The organism is Mycolicibacterium aromaticivorans JS19b1 = JCM 16368, assembly GCF_000559085.1.
Lineage (GTDB): Bacteria > Actinomycetota > Actinomycetes > Mycobacteriales > Mycobacteriaceae > Mycobacterium > Mycobacterium aromaticivorans.
Genome location: NZ_JALN02000001.1, coordinates 2,958,965 through 2,983,637, shown reverse-complemented (window position 1 = coordinate 2,983,637; position 24,673 = coordinate 2,958,965). Strand labels below are relative to the sequence as shown.

20 protein-coding genes and 1 pseudogene are annotated in these 24,673 nt (G+C 67.8%); 12 read left to right on the top strand and 9 right to left on the bottom strand.

All coding sequences use genetic code 11. The annotated features are described in order from the left end of the window. The first annotated feature begins 2 nt into the window (after positions 1 to 2). A complete protein-coding gene (locus tag Y900_RS14420) occupies positions 3 to 1,697 on the top strand; it encodes a diol dehydratase reactivase ATPase-like domain-containing protein (RefSeq protein ID WP_081845107.1) in 1,695 nt (564 codons plus the stop codon). A 150-nt stretch (positions 1,698 to 1,847) separates the two neighbouring features. Here Y900_RS14420 and Y900_RS14415 read toward each other — a convergent pair whose 3' ends face one another. Together Y900_RS14415 and Y900_RS14410 are read right to left on the bottom strand one after the other, a co-directional pair. Next, positions 1,848 to 2,312, bottom strand: a complete 465-nt coding sequence (locus Y900_RS14415; protein WP_051660065.1) for a DUF1003 domain-containing protein — start codon at positions 2,310 to 2,312, stop codon at positions 1,848 to 1,850. 56 nt (positions 2,313 to 2,368) lie between these two features. Further along, positions 2,369 to 3,526 carry a glycosyltransferase family 4 protein gene (locus Y900_RS14410; protein ID WP_036342741.1) on the bottom strand — a complete coding sequence of 386 codons (1,158 nt, stop codon included), beginning with the start codon at positions 3,524 to 3,526 and terminating at the stop codon, positions 2,369 to 2,371. 122 nt (positions 3,527 to 3,648) lie between these two features. Between Y900_RS14410 and Y900_RS14405 the strand changes: the two genes are divergently transcribed. Together Y900_RS14405 and Y900_RS14400 are read left to right on the top strand one after the other, a co-directional pair. Then, positions 3,649 to 4,455: a class I SAM-dependent methyltransferase gene (locus tag Y900_RS14405; protein WP_051660393.1), complete on the top strand. Its 807-nt coding sequence runs from the start codon at positions 3,649 to 3,651 to the stop codon at positions 4,453 to 4,455. 10 nt (positions 4,456 to 4,465) lie between these two features. Next, on the top strand, positions 4,466 to 5,950 hold the full coding sequence (locus Y900_RS14400) for an aldehyde dehydrogenase (RefSeq protein WP_036346776.1): 1,485 nt from the start codon (positions 4,466 to 4,468) through the stop codon (positions 5,948 to 5,950). Positions 5,951 to 6,007: 57 nt separating this feature from the next. Here Y900_RS14400 and Y900_RS14395 read toward each other — a convergent pair whose 3' ends face one another. Continuing rightward, positions 6,008 to 6,466 (bottom strand): MaoC family dehydratase, encoded by a 459-nt coding sequence (locus tag Y900_RS14395; RefSeq protein WP_036342740.1) that lies wholly within the window; start codon positions 6,464 to 6,466, stop codon positions 6,008 to 6,010. Between the two features lie 53 nt (positions 6,467 to 6,519). Beyond that, positions 6,520 to 8,349, bottom strand: a complete 1,830-nt coding sequence (locus Y900_RS14390) for an acyl-CoA dehydrogenase (protein ID WP_036342739.1) — start codon at positions 8,347 to 8,349, stop codon at positions 6,520 to 6,522. A gap of 262 nt (positions 8,350 to 8,611) precedes the next feature. On the opposite strand from Y900_RS14390, the gene Y900_RS32745 reads away from it, so the two are divergent. Together Y900_RS32745 and Y900_RS14385 are read left to right on the top strand one after the other, a co-directional pair. Further along, positions 8,612 to 8,749 carry a hypothetical protein gene (locus Y900_RS32745; RefSeq protein ID WP_192827514.1) on the top strand — a complete coding sequence of 46 codons (138 nt, stop codon included), beginning with the start codon at positions 8,612 to 8,614 and terminating at the stop codon, positions 8,747 to 8,749. Continuing rightward, positions 8,750 to 9,379 carry a TetR/AcrR family transcriptional regulator gene (locus tag Y900_RS14385; RefSeq protein WP_081845106.1) on the top strand — a complete coding sequence of 210 codons (630 nt, stop codon included), beginning with the start codon at positions 8,750 to 8,752 and terminating at the stop codon, positions 9,377 to 9,379. A gap of 50 nt (positions 9,380 to 9,429) precedes the next feature. Here Y900_RS14385 and Y900_RS32410 read toward each other — a convergent pair whose 3' ends face one another. Next, positions 9,430 to 11,940, bottom strand: a complete 2,511-nt coding sequence (locus Y900_RS32410) for a hypothetical protein (protein WP_051660064.1) — start codon at positions 11,938 to 11,940, stop codon at positions 9,430 to 9,432. 275 nt (positions 11,941 to 12,215) lie between these two features. Here Y900_RS32410 and Y900_RS14375 point away from each other — a divergent pair, with 275 nt between their 5' ends. The 3 genes from Y900_RS14375 to Y900_RS14365 are packed head-to-tail and all read left to right on the top strand — an operon-like array spanning position 12,216 to position 15,273. Then, entirely contained in the window at positions 12,216 to 13,058 is an 843-nt protein-coding gene (locus Y900_RS14375; RefSeq protein ID WP_420329765.1) for a PaaI family thioesterase, read from the top strand. 5 nt (positions 13,059 to 13,063) lie between these two features. Next, positions 13,064 to 14,227 carry an acyl-CoA dehydrogenase family protein gene (locus Y900_RS14370; protein ID WP_036346768.1) on the top strand — a complete coding sequence of 388 codons (1,164 nt, stop codon included), beginning with the start codon at positions 13,064 to 13,066 and terminating at the stop codon, positions 14,225 to 14,227. Further along, on the top strand, positions 14,224 to 15,273 hold the full coding sequence (locus Y900_RS14365; protein ID WP_036342737.1) for an acyl-CoA dehydrogenase family protein: 1,050 nt from the start codon (positions 14,224 to 14,226) through the stop codon (positions 15,271 to 15,273). The genes Y900_RS14370 and Y900_RS14365 overlap by 4 nt, the downstream gene beginning before the upstream one ends. Before the next feature lies 1 nt (position 15,274). Here the strand turns inward: Y900_RS14365 and Y900_RS14360 are convergent, their stop codons facing one another. Then, positions 15,275 to 16,057 (bottom strand): crotonase/enoyl-CoA hydratase family protein, encoded by a 783-nt coding sequence (locus Y900_RS14360; RefSeq protein ID WP_036342735.1) that lies wholly within the window; start codon positions 16,055 to 16,057, stop codon positions 15,275 to 15,277. 155 nt (positions 16,058 to 16,212) lie between these two features. On the opposite strand from Y900_RS14360, the gene Y900_RS14355 reads away from it, so the two are divergent. The 4 genes and pseudogenes from Y900_RS14355 to Y900_RS14340 all read left to right on the top strand — a co-directional run bounded on the left by Y900_RS14355 (position 16,213) and on the right by Y900_RS14340 (position 20,780). Next, complete coding sequence (locus Y900_RS14355) at positions 16,213 to 16,953, top strand: 1-acyl-sn-glycerol-3-phosphate acyltransferase (protein ID WP_420329819.1); 741 nt, start codon at positions 16,213 to 16,215, stop codon at positions 16,951 to 16,953. After that, positions 16,953 to 18,591: pseudogene (fadD12, locus tag Y900_RS14350) on the top strand (acyl-CoA ligase FadD12). The gene Y900_RS14355 and the pseudogene fadD12 overlap by 1 nt, the downstream one beginning before the upstream one ends. Then, positions 18,560 to 19,846: an alpha/beta hydrolase gene (locus tag Y900_RS14345; protein WP_036342731.1), complete on the top strand. Its 1,287-nt coding sequence runs from the start codon at positions 18,560 to 18,562 to the stop codon at positions 19,844 to 19,846. Before fadD12 ends, Y900_RS14345 begins: the two are co-directional and overlap by 32 nt. Beyond that, a complete protein-coding gene (locus Y900_RS14340) occupies positions 19,839 to 20,780 on the top strand; it encodes a DUF4436 family protein (protein ID WP_237752562.1) in 942 nt (313 codons plus the stop codon). The genes Y900_RS14345 and Y900_RS14340 overlap by 8 nt, the downstream gene beginning before the upstream one ends. Here Y900_RS14340 and Y900_RS14335 read toward each other — a convergent pair. The 3 genes from Y900_RS14335 to Y900_RS14325 form a co-directional block, all read right to left on the bottom strand. Further along, positions 20,777 to 22,195 (bottom strand): WS/DGAT/MGAT family O-acyltransferase, encoded by a 1,419-nt coding sequence (locus Y900_RS14335; protein ID WP_036342729.1) that lies wholly within the window; start codon positions 22,193 to 22,195, stop codon positions 20,777 to 20,779. The genes Y900_RS14340 and Y900_RS14335 overlap by 4 nt on opposite strands. A 57-nt stretch (positions 22,196 to 22,252) precedes the next feature. Then, entirely contained in the window at positions 22,253 to 23,449 is a 1,197-nt protein-coding gene (locus tag Y900_RS14330) for an alpha/beta hydrolase (protein WP_036342727.1), read from the bottom strand. A 140-nt stretch (positions 23,450 to 23,589) separates the two neighbouring features. Beyond that, positions 23,590 to 24,576: a glycoside hydrolase family 6 protein gene (locus Y900_RS14325; protein WP_036346762.1), complete on the bottom strand. Its 987-nt coding sequence runs from the start codon at positions 24,574 to 24,576 to the stop codon at positions 23,590 to 23,592. Positions 24,577 to 24,673: the final 97 nt, after the last annotated feature.

Sequence of the window (24,673 nt, the reverse complement as noted above, 5' to 3'; positions counted from 1 at the left end):
GCGTGGTGGCCGGAATCGACGTCGGAAACCACACCACCGAGATCGTCATCGCCCGGACGTCGTCCGGCTCAGTGGAACCCTTATGCCACGGACAGGCGCCGACCCGGGGGCGCAAGGGATCTCGGGAATCCCTTGCCGGCGCGGCAGCACTATTGCACAAACTCGAGGTGCAGGCAGAGTGCACGGTCGACGAGGTGGTGCTGTCGGTTTTGCGGCCGGTGGACACCGCCACCGCACCACTGCCGCCACCGACACCGCCGCACTGCCCGGTGCGAAGTCTGCGCAGGCCCAGCGCCAGCACGCCGGCCGGGGCGGGATCAGCCGTTGGCGTGCACGTACCGCTTGCCGACGTCACCGGACCGGCGGTGGCCGGATCGGCGATCGTATCGGTCGGCGCGACAGTTGATTTCGAGATCGCGGCAGGACAGATCAGCGAAGCCGTCGAACGCGGATGGCACATCGCCGGGGTGATCGTCGAGCGCGACGAAGCCGTGCTGATCGCCAACCGGATACCCGCAGGCATCCCGGTCGTCGACGAAGTCGACCTCACCGGTTTGCGACCGGGCGCGCCGGTGGCGATCGAGGTGGTGGCGCAAGGGCGGTCGTATCGGGCGCTGGCCGACCCGCTCGCGCTGTCCGCGGCGCTGGGGGTGGCCCACGAGCACATTCACCAGATCGCCGAGTTCACCCGCGAATTGGCGGATTCACCGGCCATCGCGGTGACTCTGCGTGATGGAGAACCCGAGCCGCCGTCCGCCGACGACGACTATGCGGAATGTCGCGTGGACGGCGTCGTGCGGCGCTATTCGCCGGCCGAGGCCGAAAGTCTGCTGCGGGTCCGGCCGCCCGGCACCGTGGTGGCGGTGCGCCTGGCCGCACTGCCCTCGGCCGCATCCGGAATCACGGTCGACGACGCCTACTTCACGAGCCTGAAGGCCATCGACGACGGAGCCTGGCTGCGCCGCGGAGTGGCGGAGACCAGCGGAACGGTGGTCGCGCTGCTGGCCGCCGATGAGGTGGCCGACGCAGCCGCCACGCTGACGGAGCTGTGTGACCGCCCGGCTCGCACCATCGCGTCGGAACCGTGGGCGGCCGCGCGCGGCGCACAGACCACCCCCCATCTGCCGCCGGGGTCGATCGTCTGCGATATCGGCGGCGGGACCATCGACCTGATCGGCGAGAACCAGGAAGTGGTCGCTGCCGGTGCCGGTGAGGCCATCACCACCGCGGTCGCGGCAACTCTCGGAGTGCCACGGGCACTGGCCGAGCAGATCAAGCGTTCACCGGCCATCCGGGTGGAGGGGCCGCACATCGCTCACGAGGAGGACGGCCGCCGGGTGTTTCTGGACGCACCCGCCCCGCCCGAAGCGATCGGCCGGTTGTGCACCCGCGGCAACGCCGGACTGGTGCCGTTCTCCAACCGGCTGGCCGCCGAGGAGTGGCGCAGCCTGCGGTTGGCGGTCAAGCAGCAGACCGTGGCTGCCAACATCGCGCGCTGTCTGAAGGCGTTCGAGCAGCCGCCCGTCGCACTGGTGCTGGCCGGCGGCGGAGCGTTGGACGACGAACTGTTGCGGACGGTCGGCGAGTCGCTGCGCTCGGTTCCGGTGGCCGTCGGCCGGGCGAACGTCGACGGTGCACACGGGCCTCGGTATGCCGTCGCCTCCGGGCTGGTTCACCTTCACGCCGAAGGCGCTTGATCTACCGCCTCGGGCGGCTCTGGCGCGACTAGGCCTGCCGGGGATGCGGGGGCTGCCGCTCGATCTGACCGGTACCAACGACGACGCCGGTGTCGATGTGGCGGCACAACACTTCGTCGCACTGATCAGCGCACGCGAGAACACCTCGCACTAACCGGCTTTCGGAGCCAGCGGCCCGATCTGGTCGAGGATCCGGGAGATCAGTTCGTCCTGTTTGCAGAGGTGATCCTGGATCATCGCCGCCTCCTTCAGGACTGCCTCGGCGTCCTTGTAGGTTTCGGCGGCGCGAGTATCGGTGGCCTTGGCTTGAATGTTCTGCCCGACGATGATGATCGGCAGCAGCACCAACTGAAGGAAGCTGCTGGACAGCCACACCACCACGAAATACGTCCCCTGCTTGATCGCGTCGGGCAGCGCGAACAGCGCAAGCAACGTGAAAAGGTAAGCGGTCCACATGGTGCCGACCACCACGGTGATCCTCAGCCCGAACTTGGCGTTGAAGCGCACCAGCCAATTTTCGTGATCGACGCCGCGGAGGTGCGCCACCTTGAGCGGCTTTTTCGCCGCAAGCTCTGCCGCGCGAGGGTGGCGAACGTACTCGTAGATTTTGGACATCCCGGGATCGTCACACGGTGAAGCCGGGAATCAGCTGTGAGTTTAATGCCGTCGGGCTAGATGACGCCGCTGACCCGACCGCCGGCATGCACCGACTCCAGGACGGTGCGCATGGCGTCGGCGCTCTGCTGCCAGGAGAAGTCCCGGCTGCGGGCCTTGGCCTTGGCGCCGAGCTCGTCACGCAGAACGTGGTCCGCCAGCAGGCGTTCCAGGCGATCCACCAGATCGTGGTGATCGTCAGCCAGCACGCCGGTGACTCCGTCGATGACCGAGTCGGTGAGACCACCCGAGGACCGGTAGCCGATGGTCGGCACACCGTGCTGGGCGGCCTCGATGACGGCAAGACCCCAACCCTCTTTGCGCGACGGCAGCACATGCACCCAGGACCGTTGCACCACAGCGTGTTTGGTGTGGTCGTCCACATGACCGTGGAAGGTGACCGCGTCGGAGATGCCGAGGTACTCGGCCCGCTCCACCAGGCGGTCGTGCCACCAGCCGCCGCCGACGATGTCCAGGTGCAGGCCGTCGACGCGGGGCCGCAACTCGGCGACCGCGTCCAATGCGTCCTCGATCTGCTTGTGCGGCACCAGTCGTGACAACACCACAACCCGGGGTGTCGAGGACCGTTGCGCGGTCAGGGTTTCCGGCGGAGCGTCGTCGAGCCCGTTGCGCACCACGGCAATCCGTCCGGCGTCGATGCCGAGGTCGGACAGGTCGCGCGCCGACGGCAGGGAGACGGTGACGTACTGGTTGTGCCGGTGCATGCGCGGCGAGAGCCACGATTCGACCAGCCAGCCCAGCCTGCCGAAGAAGCGACCGGCCACCGGCCACTGTTCACGGTGGCAGTGGTGCACCAAGACGGCGACCCGGCGGCCGAAGGCGAGCCGGGCAAGGAAGGGCACCCCGTTCTGGGTGTCGATCACGACGTCGGGACGCACGCGGCGCAGCGGTCCTAGCCCGAACCGGGCGGCGACCATGGCCAGCCCTGCCCAGATGTACACGCTGTAGGGCCCGCCGCCGCGGCTGATCCGGACACCGTCGACCAGTTCGCGGCGGGGAGCGCCGCGGTAGCGGGCGGTGCGCAGCGTCACATCCATGCCGGATTCGGCCAGCAGCGTGCCGATGCGCTGGACGTAGGTTTCGCTGCCGCCACCCTGCGGGTGGCCGGTGTCCCGCCAGCACAGCAGCAGGACGGAGCGAACGGGTGTGGACATCAACGCCAGCCTAGTCCGCTGGTCGAATTTCACTTTTTGCAGCTCTGCACTCGAACTTTTTCTGCGCAGCGTGAGTTTCAACTCTGGCGAGGGTGAATTTCGAGCTGACTAAGGTGAGCCCGATGGCCGTCACCGACCTGTTCGCCCGGCGCGCGACGCTGGGCCGATCGACCCGGCTGCTCAGTGAATTCCGCTACGAACAGTCCGACCCCGCCCGCTTCTATGGCGCCCTTGCCGCCGACACCGCGGACATGGTCACCGACCTGTGGCAGGCCGTCAACGGTCCGGTGGCCGGGCACACGCTCGTCGACGTCGGCGGCGGACCGGGCTATTACGCCACCGCGTTCGCCCGATCGGGCTGGAACTACGTCGGCGTCGAACCGGATCCGAGTGAGATGCACGCCGCCGAGCAGGTCCGGCAGTCCGGCCCGGGTTCGTTCGTCCGGGCATCCGGGATGGCATTGCCGTTCGCCGACGGCAGTGTCGACGTGTGCCTGTCGTCGAATGTCGCCGAGCACGTGCCGCGCCCGTGGCGGCTCGGGGCGGAGATGCTGCGGGTGACCCGGCCCGGCGGTCTGGCGATCCTGTCCTACACCGTCTGGCTGGGGCCGTTCGGCGGCCACGAGATGGGTCTTACGCACTATCTGGGCGGGGCCCGGGCCGCCGCCCGCTACACCCGCAAGCACGGCCACCCGCCGAAGAACAACTACGGGTCGTCGCTATTCGCCGTGTCCGCGGCCGCAGGCCTGCGCTGGGCGGCGGGTACCGGGGCACTCGTCGCGGCATTCCCGCGCTACCACCCGCGATGGGCCTGGGGGCTGACCGGCCTGCCCGGCGTACGGGAGTTCCTGGTGAGCAACCTGGTGCTGGTGCTGCAGCCGCCGATTCCCCGAAATGAACAGGTTCTAGTTTCTGTCTCCAGTAGGTAGTGTGACGGTCATGACACAGGGCACAATTTCGGGCACGAAGTTCAAAACTGAGTGGGACAAGCTGTTCATCGGCGGCAAGTGGACCGAACCGTCCACCTCCGAGGTCATTGAAGTGCAATCCCCCGCCACCGGCGAACTGGTCGGCACGGTGCCGCTGGCCGCCAAGGCCGACGTCGACGCCGCCTGCGCCGCCGCCCGCAAGGCGTTCGACGAAGGCCCGTGGCCGCAGATGTCGCCCGCCGAGCGCGGCGAGATCCTGGGCCGCGCCGTCAAGATCCTCGAAGAGCGGGCCGAGGAGTTCAAGTTCCTGCTGGCCGCCGAGACCGGCCAGCCGCCGACGATCGTCGACATGATGCAGTACGGCGCCGCGATGTCGTCGTTCCAGTACTTCGCCGGCGCCGCCGACAAGTTCACCTGGCGCGACTTCCGCGACGGTGTGTACGGCACCACGATGGTGCTGCGCGAGCCGATCGGCGTGGTCGCCGCCGTCACCGCGTGGAACGTCCCGTTCTTCCTGGCCGCCAACAAGCTGGGCCCCGCGCTGCTGGCCGGCTGCACCATCGTCGTGAAGCCTGCCGCGGAGACCCCGCTGTCGCTGTTCGCGATGGCGGACGTCTTCGCCGAGGCCGGCCTGCCGGAAGGCGTCCTGTCGGTGGTGCCCGGTGGACCCGAGACCGGCCGCGCCCTGACCGCCAACCCCGAGATCGACAAGTTCACCTTCACCGGGTCCAGCGGTGTCGGCAAGGAGATCGCCAAGATCGCCGCCGAGAAGCTCAAGCCGTGCACCTTGGAGCTGGGCGGCAAGTCGGCCGCGATCATCCTCGAGGACGCCGACCTGGACTCGACGTTGCCGATGCTGGTCTTCTCCGGACTGATGAACTGCGGGCAGGCATGTGTCGGCCAGACCCGCATCCTCGCGCCGCGCTCACGCTACGACGAGGTCGTGGAGAAGTTGTCCGCCGCCGTCGCGGCCATGCCCATCGGACTGCCCGACAACCCTGGCGCCATGATCGGCCCGCTGATCAGCGAGAAGCAGCGCGAGCGGGTCGAGGGCTACATCAAGAAGGGTGTCGAGGAAGGCGCCCGCCTGGTCACCGGCGGTGAGCGTCCCGAGGGGCTCGACGGCGGCTGGTTTGTGCAGCCGACGGTCTTCGCCGACGTCGACAATTCGATGACGATCGCGCAGGAGGAGATCTTTGGACCCGTCCTGGCGGTGATCCCCTACGAGACCGAAGAGGATGCCGTCCGCATCGCGAACGACTCCGTCTACGGTCTGGCCGGTTCGGTCTACACCACCGACAACGACAAGGCGATGAAGATCGCCGCCCAGATCCGCACCGGTACCTACGCGGTCAACATGTACGCGTTCGATCCGGGTTCGCCGTTCGGTGGCTACAAGAACTCCGGCATCGGCCGGGAGAACGGGCCCGAGGGTATCGAGGCGTACACCCAGGCCAAGAGCGTGCTGCTGCCGTTCGGGTACACCCCCGAATAGCCGGTCACACGAAGAAGCCCCGCACGCGCGAGCGTGTCGGGGCTTTTTCGTGTCTGGTTAGAAGAGCGCGCGGACGATCATCTCGGCGACGGCGGCGGGCTTGTCGACACCGTCGATCTCGATGGTGTGCTTGACGGTCAGGTTGACGGTGTTGTCGTCGACCTTGTCGGCGCCGACGAGTTCGGACCGCACCCGGATGCTGCTGTCCACCGGGACGGCCGCCACGAACCGAACCTTGTTGAGTCCGTAGTTGATCGCCATCTTCGCGTTCTCGATGCGGAAGTTGTCCTTGGACAGTGCGGGAACCAGCGACAGCGTCAGGAAACCGTGCGCAATCGGTGTGCCGTAAGGGCTTTCGGCCTTGGCCTTCTCCACATCCACGTGGATCCACTGATGATCCCCGGTCGCGTCGGCGAAGTCATTGATGCGCTTCTGATCGATCTGCAGCCACTCGCTGACGCCGAGCTCCTCGCCGACCGCGGACGCCGCGTCGTCGATGGACGTGATCACCTTCATGGGGTCCCTTCCTCGTCAATCCCACCGGTTGGTCTCGCCATCTTGACCGACGCTCAGAAGGCCTCTTCGGGCAGGTCCATGATCGACACGTCGATCGACTCCGCGACCTTCCGCTCGGCGGCCAGCCGCGGCAGCACGTTGCCGGCGAAGAACTTCGCCACCGCCACCTTGCCGCGGTAGAAATCCTGCTCACGCGGATCCGGGTCGCCGTCGAGTGCGTGTAGCGCGATCTCGGCCTGGCGCAACAGGAACCAGCCGATCAGCAGGTCGCCGACGGCGAGGAGGAAGCCGACCGATTCCAGTCCCACCCGGTAGAGCTCGCGAGCATCCTCTTGCGCCCCCAGCAGATAACCGGTCATCACGGTCGCGACCGCGCGCACGTTGTCCAGCGCGTCGGTCAGCGATGCGCGCGCGGCGGCCAGCTCGGGCCGCGGGTCGGGGCTGTCGACGAACTTCTCGATCTGGGTGACGACATGCCCCAGTGCCCCACCCTGGTCCCGGGCGATCTTGCGGAAGAAGAAGTCCTGGGCCTGGATGGCGGTGGTGCCCTCGTAGAGCGAGTCGATCTTGGCGTCGCGGATGTACTGCTCGATCGGGTAGTCCTGCAGGAAGCCGGATCCGCCGAACGTCTGCAGCGACTCGGTCAGGCACTGGTAGGCGCGTTCGGAGCCGACACCCTTGACGATCGGCAGCAGCAGATCGTTGACCCGCTCGGCCATCGAGGCGTCGGCACCCGAAACGATCTGTGCCACCGCAGGATCCTGGTGTGCCGCGGTGTAGAGGTAGAGCGCGCGCAGCCCTTCGGCGTACGCCTTCTGCGTCATCAGGGCACGTCGCACATCGGGGTGATGAATGATCGTCACCCGAGGTGCCGTCTTGTCGGTCATCTGGGTCAGGTCGGCGCCCTGCACCCTGGTCTTGGCATACTCCAGCGCATTGAGGTAACCGGTGGACAGCGTCGCAATCGCCTTGGTGCCCACGAACATTCGTGCGTACTCGATGACCTTGAACATCTGGGCTATGCCGTTGTGCACATCGCCCACCAGCCAGCCGATGGCCGGCTTACCGTTCAGGCCCAGGCTGAGTTCGGTGGTGGCCGAGGCCTTCAGTCCCATCTTGTGTTCGAGGTTGGTGACGAACGCGCCATTGCGCTCGCCCGGCTCGCCGGTCTCGGGATCGAGCAGGAACTTGGGCACCAGGAAGAGACTCAGGCCCTTGGTGCCGGGGCCGGCGCCTTCCGGGCGCGCCAGCACCAGATGAAGGATGTTCTCGAAGAAGTCGCCGGTGTCACCGTTGGTGATGAACCGTTTGACGCCTTCGATGTGCCAGGTCCCGTCGCCGGCGTCGACCGCCTTGGTGCGGCCCGCACCCACGTCGGAGCCGGCGTCCGGCTCGGTCAGCACCATGGTGGCGCACCAGTTGCGTTCGGCTGCCAGGGCGGCCCAGTGCCGCTGCTGCTCGTTGCCGATGTGGAACAGGATGTTGGCCATGATCGGCCCGGCCATGTACATGAACACCGCGGGATTGGCCCCGAGCACGAGTTCGTCGATCGCCCAGGTGACCATTGCAGGCGCCGGGACGCCGCCCACCTCCTCGGACAGCCCGATGCGGAACCACTCCCCCTGCTGCCAGGCCCGCATCGACGTGCAGAACGGCTCGGGCAACGACACCGCATGGGTACCGGGGTCGAATGTGGGCGGATGACGGTCGGTCTCGGCGAACGATTCGGCGACCGGCCCCTCGGCCAGCCGGGCTGCCTCGGCCAGCATCTCCCGGATCGAATCCCCGTCGAGGTCGGGATAGGCGTCGAGAGCCTTCTCCACATCAAGGAACTCGAAGAGATTGAACTCGAGGTCGCGGACATTGCTCTTGTAGTGGCTCATCGCGTGCGTCCTCCTCATCGCCGGCTGAGCCCGAGCCTAGCTCGGTTCACCTGCACTGATCAGGGTGTTCATCCAGCGTCCTGAAATATGGTGTGGACCATATAAGTGCACGTCCGGACCCTCGGTAGTGCGGCCTATCTGGCTGTTTGGCTGCTGTTAACGTCGGCGTCAGGCCCTATGTTGCGCTCACCCCATTCTTAACTTATGGTCATAACCATAGTTATGGAGTTGGTCTCCATACCTACCCCGCAAGGAGAGAGATATGTGGCTGATCGAGCTGAACATCGCCGGCCACCGGTTCACGCGCCGAGTACCCGACAAGCGCCGTCAGCTGTTCGGTCGCGGAGCTCGGGCGCTGGCGTGGCGGGGTAGCCATTTCCGTCAAACCCCCGCCGCCTGAATGACCCGGACCCCGACACCCGATCGAAAGAGCCGCGGCTCCACCCGCACCAAGATGCTGGTGAGTGCCGCCGAGATGCTGCGTGAACGCGGCGCCGCCGGCGTGACGATCGACGAGGTGCTGGCCCGCAGCGGTGCGCCGCGCGGTTCGGTCTATCACCATTTCCCCGAGGGGCGAAGCCAGATCCTGCGCGAGGCACTGGAATACGCCGGCTACGCGATCACGACCGCCATCGACGAGGCGGCATGCGAGAACGCCGGGGTGCTTCTGCGCCGCTATGTACAACTCTGGGAAGACGCCCTGATCACCAGCGATTACACCGCCGGCTGTCCGGTGCTGGCCGCAGCCATCGGATCCGGTGAGGACGAACAACAGCTCACCGCAGTCGCCGGTGAGATCTTCAGCCGCTGGCGCGAGGCATCCAAGCAGGCCTACCTACGGGAAGGCTTCGACGCCGCCGACGCCAGCGCACTGGCCGACACCACCTTGTCGGCGATGGAAGGTGCGGTCGTGCTGTGCCGCTCGGTGCGCAGCCTGCAGCCCCTTCATGACGTCGCCGCCCAGATGGAATTCCTGATCAAGGCAAAGGAATTCGTGAAGAAGTTCGGTGTGCCGACCCTGAACCCCTGAATGGCCAACGGGCACAGCCGAAATGGCTGTGCCCGTTGGTTTCCAATCGATCAGGGGTTATTGGTCCCGTTGGTTCCGGCCGTGCCCGGGGTGCCATTGGCCTGGGCGTCGCCGCCGTTGGTACCGGCCGTGCCCACACCCAGGACGCCCGCGACATTGCCGCCGTTGCCACCGTTACCGCCGACGCCACCGATTCCGGTGCCACCGGTGCCGCTGTTGGTCCCCTTGCCGCCCGCGCCGCCGTTGCCGCCCGCGTTGACCCCATTGGTCGACGTCTGGCCGCCGGAGAGCTGGAAGGTGCTGTTGCCGCCGGTGCCTCCGACGCCGCCGGCGGCCGCGTTCGTGCCGGTGCCATTGGCTCCGCCGTCCCCACCGTTACCGCCAGTCGACGTGCCGTTGATGATCGCGGTGCCCGCGACGGCCGGATCGGTCGCGTCGAGCTTTGCGAACCCACCGTCACCACCGAGAGCGCCCTTGGTGGCGCCGCCGTTGCCGGCGACCGCCGAGCCGCCCGTGATCGTGCCGTTCAGACCGATGACCTCCGAGAAGCCACCGTTACCGCCTGTTTGGCCGTTGACGCTGGAGGCGCCGCCGTTGCCGCCGGTGGACGTGATGCCGATAGCCGAGCCGACGAGACCCGCGGCCGTGACCGAGGAGTCACCGCCCGCACCGCCCTTACCGCCGGCGCTGGCTGCGCCACCGTTGCCACCGGTGGCGCTGCCGCTCACAAGGCCGAAGTCGGTGCCGAGAACGCCCGCTTGCAGCTGGGCCGAACCACCGTTTCCGCCGACACTGCTGGCGCCCGTCGCGTCACCGCCGCTGCCGCCCTTGGCGCTTCCGGTCGCGGTGCCGTTCGGGCCGGACTGAATTCCCGCGGCGCCGCCGGCACCACCCTGGGCACCAGCACCGCTCTTGCCGCCGGCACCGCCGGTGGCGGTACCGCTGGCCGAACTCAGAGTTCCATCCGCGACGATGCTCGCGCCACCGCCCTTACCGCCCGCGACTCCCGCCACGGTCGTCGCGTCGCCGCCCGCACCGCCCGCACCACCGATGGCAGTACCGGCGGCCGCGCCACCATTGAGGCCCTCGACGTGGGCGCCACCGCCACCGCCACCACCGCCGCCGCCGAGGCCGGCCGCAGCCGCGGTGCCCGCGGCACCCTTGCCGCCCGAACCACCCTTGCCGCCGGTGGCTCCGACGCCGTCACTCGCACCGGCACCGCCGGCGCCTCCGACACCGCCCGTGCCGAACGCCGCACCGTCAGTTCCCGTTCCGCCGTTGCCGCCCGAGCCGCCGTTACCGCCGGCTTGCGTCGATCCGTCGGCCAGGACGCCTGTGCCTGCACCACCGACACCGCCCGTGCCGCCGGTGCCCCCGACACCTCCGCTGCCGGTCGCACCGCTGGAACCGAAGATGAAGAGGAATCCGCCCGCGCCGCCTGCGCCGCCGACACCCCCGACACCGCCTTCGCCGCCGCCGCCGCCATTGCCGGCCGCGCTGACGCCATCCACGCCGTCGGCACCAGTGCCACCGGTGCCACCGGTGCCGCCCTGGCCGCCGGCACCGCCGCCGCCACCCGAACCGAAGATCATGCTGCCCTTGCCACCGGCGCCACCGTTGCCGCCGGCCTCACCCTTGCCACCGCCCCCGCCGGTGGCGCCGGTCGTCCCGGTCACGCCGGATCCGCCTGCGCCGCCGAAGCCGCCACTGCCGCTGACCGACAGGCCACCGACGCTGCCGCCGTCGCCGCCGTCGGCTCCGCTGCCGGCCAGGCCCGCACCGCCATCGCCGCCACTGCCGGTGATCAGGCCGCCGGCACCGCCGTTGCCGCCCTTGCCACCGTTGACGGTGGCGACGCCTGCTCCGCCGTTACCGCCGGTGCCGAACCAGCCTGCCGCGCCGCCGTTGCCGCCGTTGAAACCGTTGCCGCCGGTACCGAACAGACCCGCCTTGCCGCCGTTGCATGCGGTGGTTCCGGTGCACGACGTCGAGGTGAAGCTATAGCCGTTGCCGAAGAGGATGCCGGCGTTCGGGTGGTCGGCGGTGCCGTTGCCGACGTACATCCGGATGAAGTCGGTGATCGGGTTGCCCGCCAGCGCGGCCATCGCGGCGGCTCCGGGTGACGCCGCACCTGCCGCCTTGGCGGCGGGCGTCGTGGACTTGACTGCGGCGCTGGGCAAATCGATTGCGCCCGCGGGCGTGGCGGCCGCCGCCGGGGCATCGTCCTTGACGGCGGATGTCGAGTCAGAACCGCCCGCCGAGGTCGACGGCTTGGTGGCGGCACGGTTCCGCGGCGCGCTGCGCGCAGTGCCCGCCTTCGAGGAACCCTTGGTCGACGAGTCGCCGTTTGCGTGGGACGAACCGGTCGAGGATCGCCCCGAACCCGAACCGGTGGAGCCGCCCGCACCGCCGGTATCCGCTGCGGCCACCGGCAGGGCTGCCGACGCCGCGCCGACGCCGAGAGCGACCGCCAGCACACCCACCCGGCCCACCCAGCGGGCGTATCCGGACGATGACGTATCGGTGTGATGGGTGCTCTGCGACAGATTGCGCACGGTCATGTGATTCCTCGCCCTTTTCATGCGAGAACACCGTGCCCCCGCCCGTTACAGGGAAGTTACCCAACCCTCACCGGCACAGCGGGTATTTCGGAGTATTGCCGGGACCGGCGGCGATTCTCCCGCTTCCGCCACCCCGACAAAGGCCTGTACCGCGCGATAATTCGCCATCCGCACACCCGGAGTTCAGCACGCGATCATTCGCAATTCCGCCGCCCTGCCCGAACTCTGCGGACCTGCCTGCGCAGCCCGACGGCCGCTGATGCTGGAATACGAGGGTGACGACGCCCGACCGAACCACCGGCATGCAGGACCCGGAGACCCCGGAAAGCGTCATCAGCCGGTTCGGCATCGAGACTCTCGACGAGAACTTCACCGAGTTCACGGTCGTCGCCTCGATGCCGGTGGGCCGGTTGACCAACCCGTTCACTCAGATGCCGACGATCGGTCCGCTGGCCATCCTGGTCGACGACGTCGGCGGCCGGGCCAACTTCTATCGCCGCGGCGCCGGCCAGTGGACAGTCTCGAGTGAGCTCTCCGTCGAACTCAGCCCCGACGGGATCGACAGCCTGCAGGCCGCGCCGGACGAACCCGTCGTGGCGAGCAGTCGCCCGCTCGGACCGCACGGCGAGACGCTGCTGGCCATCTGCACGCTGAGTCACCGCGGCACCACGATCGGCGGCGGCACGGTGCGCACAGTCGCCATCACCGGTGGTCCCGACGCGCCCATCCGGCGGGGACCGGACACCCTGGTGCGCACACCGCAGACGACGCTGGCGCAGTTGATGTCCGCCGATCCACGGCGGGACGAGGACGGCACCTACCGGTTGGATCAGCGGCCGGATTCGATCATCAACAACCTGATCGGGATCGTGCACGGTGGGGTCAGCAGCACCGGACTGGAACTCGTGGCCTCCGCGGCGATCAACCACGGGCAGGCCGAACCGCTGCGCACCGCATCGTTGCGGGTGAACTTCCTGCGCCCGTTCTTCGCAGGCGACCAAGCCCGTTACGAGGGAACCGCACTGCGGGTCGGACGCAATTCCGCGGTCGGTGACGCCCAGGCTGTCGGTGATGATGGCAAGGTGGCCATCCTGGCGCGCGTCACGGGATACCGGTGAGCACCATGACCGACGACTTCGCGGCGCTATGCGCCGATGAGCCCGAACTGGCCGGCTTGCGCGCCTCGATCCGCGCGTTCCTGGCCGCCGACCGTGACGAATTCGGCTGGCAGCCAACCGTCGACGCGTGGCTCTCGAGCTGGGACGAGGGGTTCAGCGCCCGCCTCGGCGCGGCGGGATTCCTCGGCCTGACCATTCCGCGCGAATACGGCGGGCAGGGACTGAGCCATCTGCATCGCTACGTGGTGACCGAGGAGCTGCTGGCCGTCGGTGCGCCGGTGGCTGCACATTGGATCGCCGACCGCCAAGTCGCACCAGGGCTGCTGGCCTACGGATCCGAAGAGCAACGGCAACGGCTACTACCCAAAATTGCTGCTGGGCAATACTTCTCCGCGATCGGTATGAGCGAGCCGCAGGCTGGTTCGGACCTGGCCGCCTCGGCCGCGAAGGCAACCAAAACCGACGGTGGTTGGTTGCTGTCGGGCACCAAGGTGTGGACCAGCGGAGCGCACCTGGCCCATCAGATCGTGGTGCTGGCCCGCACCAGCCCGGTCGACCCCGATCGTCGTCACGCCGGCTTCAGCCAGTTCATCGTGCCGACAGACAGTGCGGGGATCACGATCAGTCCCATCGTGATCATGTCGGGCGAACACCATTTCAATGAGGTGACCTTCGACGAGATGTTCGTCGGCGACGACAACCTGCTCGGCGAGATGGGCAACGGCTGGCATCAGGTGACCGCAGAACTGTCCTTCGAACGCAGTGGCCCAGAACGCATCCTGAGCACCGCTGCGCTACTGACGGCACTGGTGCGCCTGCTGGCCGCCCAGGACGATCTCGACGACCACGCCGCCGCGGCCGTCGGCGACTTGCTGGCCCGGGTGATCTCGTTGCGTCAACTATCGGTGTCCGTGGCGAGGGCGCTGGCCGCCGGGCAGTCACCGGTCAACGAGGCCGCACTGGTCAAGGACCTGGGCACCCGCTTCGAGCAGGAGTCGGTGGAGTTGGCGGCCGACCTGTTCGGCTACGCCGCGACCGACTCACCGGATCGCGACCGGGTGGCGGCGCTGCTGAACGTTGCCCGACTCCACTCGCCGCTGTTCACCCTGCGCGGCGGAACCAACGAGGTGCTGCGCGGTGTGGTGGCCCGCGGAATGGGGCTGAGATGACGCGGGCGTTGATCGGGGGGGTCTTCGTCACCACCAGCGGCACAGATGAATTGGCCGAACTTCGGCAGTTGGCCGAGGATATCGGTGTCCGCTCCTTCGACGAACGGATCGGCCGACGCGGCCTGCCGGACGACGTCGACGCCGCCGCTTGGCGGCATCTGCAGGACGCCGGCCTGACCCGTCTGACCAGCGATCCCGAATCAGGCGGCGGCCCAACCGAATCCGCGGTGGTGCTGCGGGCGCTGGCCCGACAGGCGGTCACCGTCCCGCTGGCGGAAACCGACGTGCTGGCGGCCTGGTTGGCCGCGAAGGCCGGGCTCGATGTCCCCGGCCAGGGGCCCCTGGCGATCGCGATCGGCCAGACCGGGGCGACGAGCATCAGCGACGTCCCGTATGCGGGCTCGGCCGACGCGGTGGTGGTGGCCTTGCGTGACGGCGCCGCACTGTCGGTGGCGATCACCGGGCCTGCGACCACCGCCACCGGGCACAACCTGGGCGGTGAACCGCGCGACACCATCGCCGTCCCTGCCGAGCGGTTTGTCACCCTCGACGGAGCCGCCGACGAGCTGGCGCGGCGCGGCGCCTGGGCACGGTGCATCCAGGCACTCGGCGCGCTGGATGCCGCGGTCGAGTTCTCGGTGGCACACACTCGGGAGCGGGTGCAGTTCGGCCGTCCGTTGAGCGCGTTTCAGGCGGTTCAACACACGTTGGCCTCGATGGCCGGCGAGGTGGAACGGGCACGCGCCGCCACCGAGCTGGCCGTCGCCGCCGTGGCGGTCCACGGATTCGACAGCGCCCAAGCCGATTACGCCGTCACCGTCGCCAAGGTGGTGCTGGGCCGGGTGGTGCCGAGCGTGGTGACCGCCGCCCACCAGCTGCACGGTGCCATCGGTGTGACGATCGAGCACCGCTTGTGGCTGGCGACGATGCGAGCCCGCAGCTGGATCGACGAATTCGGTGACACCGCCTGGCATGCAAGGAAGTTGGGCCGGATGGCGCTGGCTTCCGGCAACGACCCGTGGGACTTCGTGGTCGGCGGGGTCTAGCTCAGCTGCCCGTCCAGTTCGGCGCGCGCTTCTCGGCGAACGCGATCGCGCCTTCCTGAGCGTCCTTCGACCCGAACACCGGCATCATGATCTTCGCCTGCTTCTTCCACTGCTCCTCAGGTGACCAGCCGCGCGACTCGGTGATGATCCGCTTGGTGGCGGCCACCGCGAGCGGGCCGTTGACGGTGATGCGCTCGGCCAGATCGATCGCCGCATCGAGTGCGTGGCCCGGCTCGGCCAGCGCGTTGACCAGACCCAGTTCGTGGGCACGCACCGCGGACAGGTTCTCACCGGTCAGCGCCAGCTCCATCGCGATCTGATACGGGATGCGCTGCGGCAGGCGCAGCAGTCCGCCGCCGCCGGCCACCAGGCCACGCTTGACCTCGGGGATGCCGAACGCCGAGTCGTTGGCCGCCACGATCAGGTCGGTGGCGAGCGCCAGCTCCGTCCCACCGGCCAACGCATACCCCTCGACCGCGGCGATCAGCGGCTTGAGCGGCGGGCGCTCGGTGAAGCCCAGGCCACGACCCTCGGCCACCACGTTCTCCCCGCGGGCGAACGCCTTGAGGTCCATGCCTGCGCAGAACGAACCGCCGGCCCCGGTCACGATGCCGACGGACAGTCCGGCGTCGTCGTCGAGCTCGTCCATCGCGGCGGCCAGACCATTGCTGACCGCGGCATTCACGGCGTTCTTGGCCTTGGGCCGGTTGATGGTGATGATCAGAATTCGGCCGCGGCGCTCGGTGAGGACGGCGGGCTCTTCGGTAACGGCGTTTTCAGTCACGTCCGGAATGGTAACTATCGAGGTACGACGCGAGTCGCGAGCCCGGTAGCATAGAAAACTAGAACACGTTCCAATTCCTAGGAGGATGTGTGAGCACCAGCGACGCGACACCCGCCGAGACGGAGAAATGGGACCCCGGCCTGGTCGAGAGGACGATGGGCGTGCTGCGCCCGTTCCTCAAGCTCTACCACCGCAGTGAGGTCCGCGGACTGGAGTCATTCCCGCCCGGCGGTGCCCTGGTGGTGTCCAACCATTCCGGCGGCCTGTTCGCGATGGACGTGCCGGTGTTTGCCCTGGGGTTCTACGACCACTTCGGCTACGACCGGCCGGTCTACACGCTGAGCCACGATCTGGTCCTGACCGGTCCGACAGCCGGCTTCTTCAAGCGCAACGGTTTCATCCGGGCCAACCATGAAAACGCCGACGAGGCACTGCGCTCCGGTGGCGTGGTGGTGGTGTTCCCCGGCGGCGACTATGACGTCTACCGGCCGACGCTGTCCCAGAACAAGATCGACTTCGACGGGCGCACCGGCTATGTGAAAGCCGCCATCAACGCCGGGGTTCCGATCGTGCCCACGGTCGCGATCGGCGGCCAGGAGAGCCAGATCTTCCTCACCCGCGGCACCGGCGTGGCCAAGGCGCTGCGGCTGGACAAGCTGTTGCGCGCGAAGATCCTGCCGATCTCGTTCGGTTTCCCGTTCGGGTTGAGCGCCGTCGTTCCGCTGAACGTGCCGCTGCCCACCAAGATCGTCGTCCGGGTGCTCGAGCCCATCGACATCACCGCACAGTTCGGCGAGGACCCCGACATCCATGCCGTCGACGCCTACGTGCGCGGCGTCATGCAACGGGCCCTGGACGAACTGGCCTCCGAACGTCGACTCCCGGTGATCGGCTGATGGACCTGCTGACCCGGCTGACGTCCGTCGGCGACGCCGTCGTCACCCTGGCCAAGGCCGGCTTCCTGACCCCGATGCGTCCGGACCGGACGGTTGCGATGGTGAACGCCGCGCGCGCCGAGGGGTTGTCGATCGCCACCGGGTTCGCGACGGCCGCCGCCCGCCGCCCTGACAGCCCCGGGCTGATCGACGAACTGGGCACCCTGACGTGGCGCGAACTCGACCAGCGAGCGCACGCGCTGGCGGCCGCGCTGCAGCAGCTGCCCGGCGGCACGCCAGAAGTGGTCGGCATCATGGCCCGCAACCACCGCGGGTTCGTCGAATCGCTGATCGCCGCCACCCGCATCGGTGCGGACGTGCTGCTGCTCAACACCTCGTTCGCCGGCCCGGCGCTGGCCGAGGTCGTCAATCGCGAACACGCCGATGTCGTGATCTACGACGAGGAGTTCACCGCGTCGGTGGACCGCGCGGTGGCCGACCGCCCGGACGCCGTCCGCATCCTGGCCTGGACCGATGAGCCGACCGACGCGGTTACCGTCGAGAAGCTCATCACCGCGCACAAGGGACAGAAAGCGACCCCGAGCGAGCGCAAGAGCAAGCTCATCCTGCTGACCTCCGGTACCACCGGAACTCCGAAGGGCGCCAAGCACTCCGGCGGCGGGGCAAGCAATCTCATCGCGATCTTGAGCCGCACACCGTGGCGGCTGGGCGAGACCACGGTGGTGGTTGCCCCGATGTTCCACGCCTGGGGCTTCTCGCAGCTGGTGTTCGCCTCGGCGATGGCATGCACCGTGGTGACCCGGCGCAAGTTCGACCCGGAGGCGACGCTGGACCTCGTCGACCGATACAAAGCCACCGGATTGTGTGTGGTGCCGGTGATGTTCGACCGCATCATGGACCTTCCCGAGGACGTCCGAAAACGCTACAGCGGACGCACTCTTCGGTTCGCGGCCTGCTCGGGATCGCGAATGCGGCCCGACGTGGTCACCAGGTTCATGGACGAGTTCGGCGACGTCATCTACAACAACTACAACGCCACCGAAGCGGGCATGATCGCCACCGCGACCCCGACCGATCTGCGGGCCGCACCCGACACCGCGGGAAAGCCGGCCGTGGGTACCGAGATCCGCATCTACGACGACGAGTTCAACACCGTTGCGACCGGCGAGGTCGGGCGGATCTTCGTGAAGAACTCCACCCAGTTCGACGGCTACACCTCATCTGGTCCGGGGGGGCAGTACCAAGGACTTTCACGACGGCTTCATGTCGTCGGGCGACATCGGCCGCCTCGACGACGCGGGCCGGCTGTTCGTGGTGGGCCGCGACGACGAGATGATCGTCTCCGGCGGTGAGAACGTGTACCCGATCGAGGTGGAGAAGACGTTGGCCGGGCACGCGGAGGTGGCCGAAGCCACAGTGCTGGGCGTCGACGACGAACAGTACGGCCAGCGACTGGTGGCGTTCGTGGTACTCACCAACGGTGCGACCACGAACCCCGACGACCTGAAGGCGCACGTCCGGGAGAACTTGGCCAACTACAAGGTTCCGCGGGACATCACCATCCTGAGCGAACTGCCGCGCGGAAGCACTGGCAAAATCCTGCGTAATGAACTCATCTCTCACACGGCTGACGGCTGAGCTTCGGCGCCCGCGCCCCTTGGTACGCGCGATCGCCGAAGCGGCCAATGCCGCCAACGGATTTCGCCCACTGGGGCGCCAGGGCTACAAGACGCTGGTGGTCTTCTCGTTCGGCTGGCCCACCTCAGAAGTGCCGATGCTCTACCTGGGCGGCTCCGTCCTCGACGCGGCGCGGCGCGGCCTGCGCGGCGACTTCCGCGGCCGGCGGGGTGTCGCGGCCCTTGCGCTGACGGCCGCGTCATGGCTGTTCTTGCTGGCGATTCAGCGCCGCAACGTGACCACACCCCGGCCGGTTTTGCGCGACGCGCTGGTGCAGGGGCTCGGCAAGGACTTCGCCGACGTTCTGGACACCTTGCCGAGTACACCGTCCCCGTCGGGCCGGCCCACCGCGTGGCGGACGACGTGGTCGCGGCGACGGTTCGTCGACAAGACGAGCACGATCAGCTACGGGCCACACGGCCGCGCCAATCTGGCCGACGTGTGGCGCCGCCGTGATCTGCCCCCTGACGGCAAGGCCCCGGTGCTGCTCGAGGTGCCCGGTGGAGCGTGGGCGATCGGCTGGCGCCGTCCTCAGGCCTACCCGTTGATGAGCCACCTCGCCGACCGGGGCTGGATCTGCGTGGCGATGAACTATCGGGTCAGCCCGGCACACACCTGGCCGGACCACATCGTCGACGTCAAGCGTGCGCTGGCCTGGATAAAAGAGAACATCGCCGACTACGGCGGCGACCCCGATTTCGTTGCCATCACCGGTGGTTCGGCCGGCGGTCACCTGGCGGCGCTGGCGGCCCTGACACCCAACGACCCGGAGTATCAGCCGGGATTCACCGACGCCGACACCGCCGTGGTGGCCGCGGTCCCGGTGTACGGCCGCTACGACTGGTACACCACGCACGGCAACGGCCGCCGCGAGTTTGTTGGCTACCTCGAGCGCCTCGTCGTCAAGCGGCAGTTCAGCAGGTTCCGTGAGATCTACACCGCTGCATCACCGATCCGCCGGCTACGCGCGGACGCACCGCCGTTCTTCGTCTTGCACGGCGAGCACGATTCGGTGATCCCGGTCGACGAGGCGCGGGATTTCGTCGGCGAATTCCGCAAGGTCTCGGAAGCGCCGGTGCTCTATGCCGAATTGCCCGGGGCGCAACACGCTTTCGACATTTTCTCCTCGCCGCGGGCACATCAGTCCGCCGAAGCGGTCGGGCAGTTCTTGTCTTGGGTATACGCGAAGAGGATGACCAAGGGGGAGCATGCGTAATCACATCCGACGGGTCCGCGATGTCGGACTACGCCGATTGATCATCGCCTCCGCACTGCTGGTAGCGGTGATCGCGGCGAGTGTTGCGGGGTATGTCACCAGCCGCAACAACACCGACCAGGAGAGTTTCTTCGGCGACGGGGAAAATTCGGATCGGGTCAACGTCACCGCCTGGATCACAAAGGTGGACTCAGCGACACAACAACTTTCGGTGACCATCGTCGATGTGGCGCCCACTGGGAAGCTGGCCGACCCTGAGGGCAACTTCGCCCAGGACGTGACGCTGACGACCGCTGCGATCGGTAATTGGAAGGCCGAGATCAAGGCCGGCGACCCCGCCCCGGACATCGAGCAGAAGGTCGGTGTGGACGGCGCCGTGACCGACTATCCGTTCGACCGGTACACCGGCCGGCTGGAAGTCCACGTCTACAGCGCCGACGGAAGCAACGTTCCGGTAGCCCTCACCGTGGTCAACACCGATCCGTTCTTCGGCCTGAACACCTCGGCTGGCGCCGCGCAGAGCGGCGGTGTGCTGGTGAATCTCGGCCTGCACCGCAGCATGCCCACGATCATCTTCGCGGTCTTCATCATGGTGCTGATGCTCGGCCTGGCGCTCGGCGCGGTGGTGGCAGCCTTCTACATCCTGAATTGGCGGCGCGGCCTGATCTTCCCGGCCTGCTCGATGATGGCCGCCATCCTTTTCGCGTTGATCCCGCTGCGCAATGCGGTGCCCGGCAACCCGCCGATCGGGTCGATCATCGACTTCGGGTCGTTCTTCATCGCCGAAGCGGTGATCTCGATCTCGCTGATCTCCAGCATCGTCGTGGGCTTCCGCCACCAACGAAAGATCGAGCTCGCCGAGAACGCACCCACCGAGGTGCTGGACGGCATCCCGTCCGACGACACCTCGACGCTGCCTGCGGAACGCCCCTAGGCCTGCGCCATGGCGGTCTCCACGACCGCCAGCTCACCGGAAAGCCCTGCCGCCAACCGTATTTCGGAGAATGCCGCGAGCATGGCCTCGGTCACCTCATGCGGGTCCTCGACGGTGACACTGTCCGTGAGCACCGAGATGTTGAGCTGGTCGACGTAGCTCCACACGGTGATGTTCATTCCGCTGCCGGTGGTCAGCGGGCCGACGGAGTAGATCTCGGTGACCAGCGCGCCGCCGACCCGCCCGTGTTCACGCGGGCCGGGCACATTCGAGATCGGCAGATTGAGGACCTTGTTCTGGCCGTCCTTGGTGGACAACCACTTGAACAGCGCTTGGGCCGGTGCCGGCGGTAGGTAGGTGGACCACCGGCTGATCAATTCCGGCCCGATGAGCTGATGGCTCTCCTTGGCCAACACCGCCGCATCGTGGGTCTGCCGCACCCGCTCCAGCGGATCGGCGACGTCGACCGGGACGGCCACCATCATGCCGGTGAAGTAGTTGCCCGACACGCGGTCCGGATCGAAGTTGAAGCTCACCGGCACCGACGCCAGCAGCGGGTGATCGGCCACCCCGTCGTAGCGCAGCAGCAGCGTGCGCAACGCGCCTGCGGCGGTGGCCAGCACCATGTCGTTGATCGTGACGCCGAGGAGCTTGCTGGTCTCTTTGATTTCGGCGAGCGCCAAAGTTGCTGTGGCGAAGCGTCGTTCGGGGGTGAGCATGTGGTTGAGGAAGGACGGCGGCGGGGTGAAGGGCATGGTCAGCTCGGGCGACAGCTTGCGGTTGCTGCGACGCACCCGGGCCATCCCGTCGGCGGTGTACTTGATGACGCTGGGCAGCTTGGCGATCTGCCGGAAATGATCGGCGAACGCCGAGCGCACCAGCTCACCACTCCGTGGTGAGGGATCGGTCGAGAAGTCCTGGTCGGGGTCGGGACCGCTCTGCAGATCCATCCCGCGTGCCATCAGGTTCCCGGAGGCGACTCCGTCGGCCAGCGCGTGGTGGATCTTGCCGACAACCGCGATGCGGCCGTTGGCAAGACCTTCGATGAAGTACATCTCCCACAGCGGACGGTCTCGGTCCAGCGGGGTGCTGGCGATCTCGCCGATCGCCTCATCCAGTTCGCGCCTGCCACCCGGCTCCTTCACCCGCCACGGGCGGATGTGGTAATTCAGGTCGACGTCGCAGTTCTCCCGCCACATCGGGTGGTGGAACTTGAACGGGATGGTGACCAGCTGATAGCGGAAGGGGTCGAGCTTGTAGAGCCTGCCCCGGATCACCTGACGGAACTCTTCGACGCCGAAGGTTCGGCCACCGAGATCCTGCAGTTCGATGATCGCCACCTTGAGGGTGTGCATGTGCACATTGGGAGCCTCGCTGTACAGCAGCACAGCATCCCAGCCACGCAGTCTCTTCATCCGTGCGCCTCTCCGCCCCTGCCCCGTCCCGTTCGGGACGATACAGCCGAGTAGGTCTCAGATGACCTCTTTGGTGGACATCGCCGCGCGGTCGCGGTGAATCCGATTGAGGAACAGGCCGATTGCGGTGGACACCGAACCAGTGCGGGCACCGTCGGTCATGTCGAATCCGTGTCCGGCACCGGGCAATTCGACATATCCGACCGGCGAGTGCGACACGCTGCGGAGCCGCTCGACGAAGCTCTGGGCCTGCGCGACCGGTATCACGCTGTCGCCGGAGCCGTGCACCACCAGGAACGGCGGGGCCTTGGGATGGATCCGCGCGATCGGCGATGCCTTGCGGAACAGGTCGGCGTGCTTGCTCTGCTTCTTGTTGACCACCACGCGCTCGAGGAAGTCGACGAACCGGATGCGTTCCGGCGTCGAGCGGTCTTCCCAGTCGTACCGGCCGTAGATGCCCACGACGGCGTCGACGGCGGTGTCCGACCCCTCCGGCAGGTGCTCCTGGAACTCGGGGTCGTCGATGGTGAGTCCGGCCAGCGCGGCCAGGTGGCCACCGGCCGAACACCCGGCGACGGCAACGAAGTCGCGGTCGCCGCCGAACCGGTCGACGTTGGCGCGGGCCCACGCGATCGCGGCCTTGATGTCGTGGATGTGCTGCGGCCACGGATGGTGCGGTGCGACGCGGTACTCCACGGACAGGCACACCCAGCCCTGCGCGGCCAGGTGCGACATCAGCGCGTAGCCCTGCAGGATGCGGCTGCCGTGCACCCAGGCACCGCCGGGAACGAACACCAGAACCGGTGCGGGCTCGGCGGGCAGGTCCTTGCGGCGCCAGACATCGAGAACCTGGGTCGGGTGATCGCCGTAGCGGACCGAAGAGCGGTAGAGATGCTTGCGGTGCTCCAGGGCCCTCGCTACCGGCGGCTTGGTGTCGGGTGCCGGCCAGTCGATCTGCAGGTCCTCGGGCAGCACCACACCTCGCAGCCCGGTTTCGGCGACCTGGCGGGTGCTCTCCCGCTGGACCCGGCGAACGCGGCCTGCGTCGGGCGCCAGCCACGACTTGGCGGCCGCACCGAGAAGCTCGGGCATCTGCTTGGCGCCCCAGACACTCATGGCGCTCAGCGCGCCCAGCGGTTCGAGATGCTTGCCGACTACGGGCAGCTGGGCAGAAGCCATGCTCATCGCCATCAGGTAGTCGGCCGGACCCGCCTGCATCAGCCAGCGGGCCGTCGTCCACGGTCTAACCGTCATGGCGCGAAGCGTACCCCGCTGGCACTTTCTGAAACGACAAATTCTTCGGAATGTTCACTGGTTTGCTGGCCCAATCGAGATTCAGTCGTGCCCAGTGAATCCCGCGGTACGCGGGCGTTTGCCCGGACGTCGGTGTTCGCTCAGTGGCCGGCGTTTCGCGCCAGGTCGATCGCGAACGAGTTCACGAAGTGGCCCGGGCCCGGATCGCCCCGGCCGCAGGACCCGTCGGAGTCACCCGGACGCTTGACCCACAGGAACGCGTCGATGTGGCCGTTCCCGGTGTTGGTGGTGGGCTGGACGCCGAGCGCGCGCCCGCTCGGGTTGCACCAGTACAGTTCGCCGTCGGCCGGTCCGTTGCCGTTGCGCGAGGTATCGATGACATAGGGCTTTCCGCCGGTCATGCCGGAAACCGCTTCGCCGTAACCGATTTCCTCGTCAGTGGTGAAGAAGTTGGAGACGTTGAGGCTGAAGCCACGGGCCTTCTCGATACCCACCTGGTTGAGCCGGTTGGCGATCTCGTCGGCGGGCAGCCAACGCGAGTGCCCGGCGTCGACGTATACGGCGGCGGCTGGATTGCGGGTCAGCGTGTCCACGCCGTAGCGGATCAGGTCGAAGCGTTCCTGGCGCGCGCTGGCCGACAGGCAGTCGGCCATGTCGAGGGCATCCGGTTCCAGGATGATCGTCACCGGACCGCCGCCGATCTGGGAGGCGACGCGGTCGATCCACCCGCGATAGGCCTCACCCGAGCCGAACCCGCCTGCCGCGAAACTTCCGCAGTCGCGGTTCGGCAGGGAGTAGATGGCCAGCATCGGCATTGCTCCGGCCGCCCAGGCCCCGTTGAGGTAGGTGCTCACCGCAGCGGCCGGCACCAGGTTGTCGATGAAGTAGGCCTGGGGGGTGTTGGCAATGTAAGCCAGTTCGGGGTTGTCCGGATTGGCCTTCGAGGCCCGCATGGCAGCCGAGTTCGGGTCCACGTAGAACGGCGATCCACCGATCGGGGCCGCGTCATCCGCGAGGCGGATGGGGCCGGTGTGAACCGGCCCGGTGCTGAGTACCAGCCCGGCGACGACGGCGAGGGTCATGAACGGGGCGATCCACCGTGCGACGGCACCGGCAGCGAAGGACATCACCGGAGAAAAGCTAATGCGCGCCGGCGGCAAACGCCAACTGTCAGGCGCACCGAACGGCACTTCTTCCCTAGACTCAGGTGACCCTGAAGGAGGC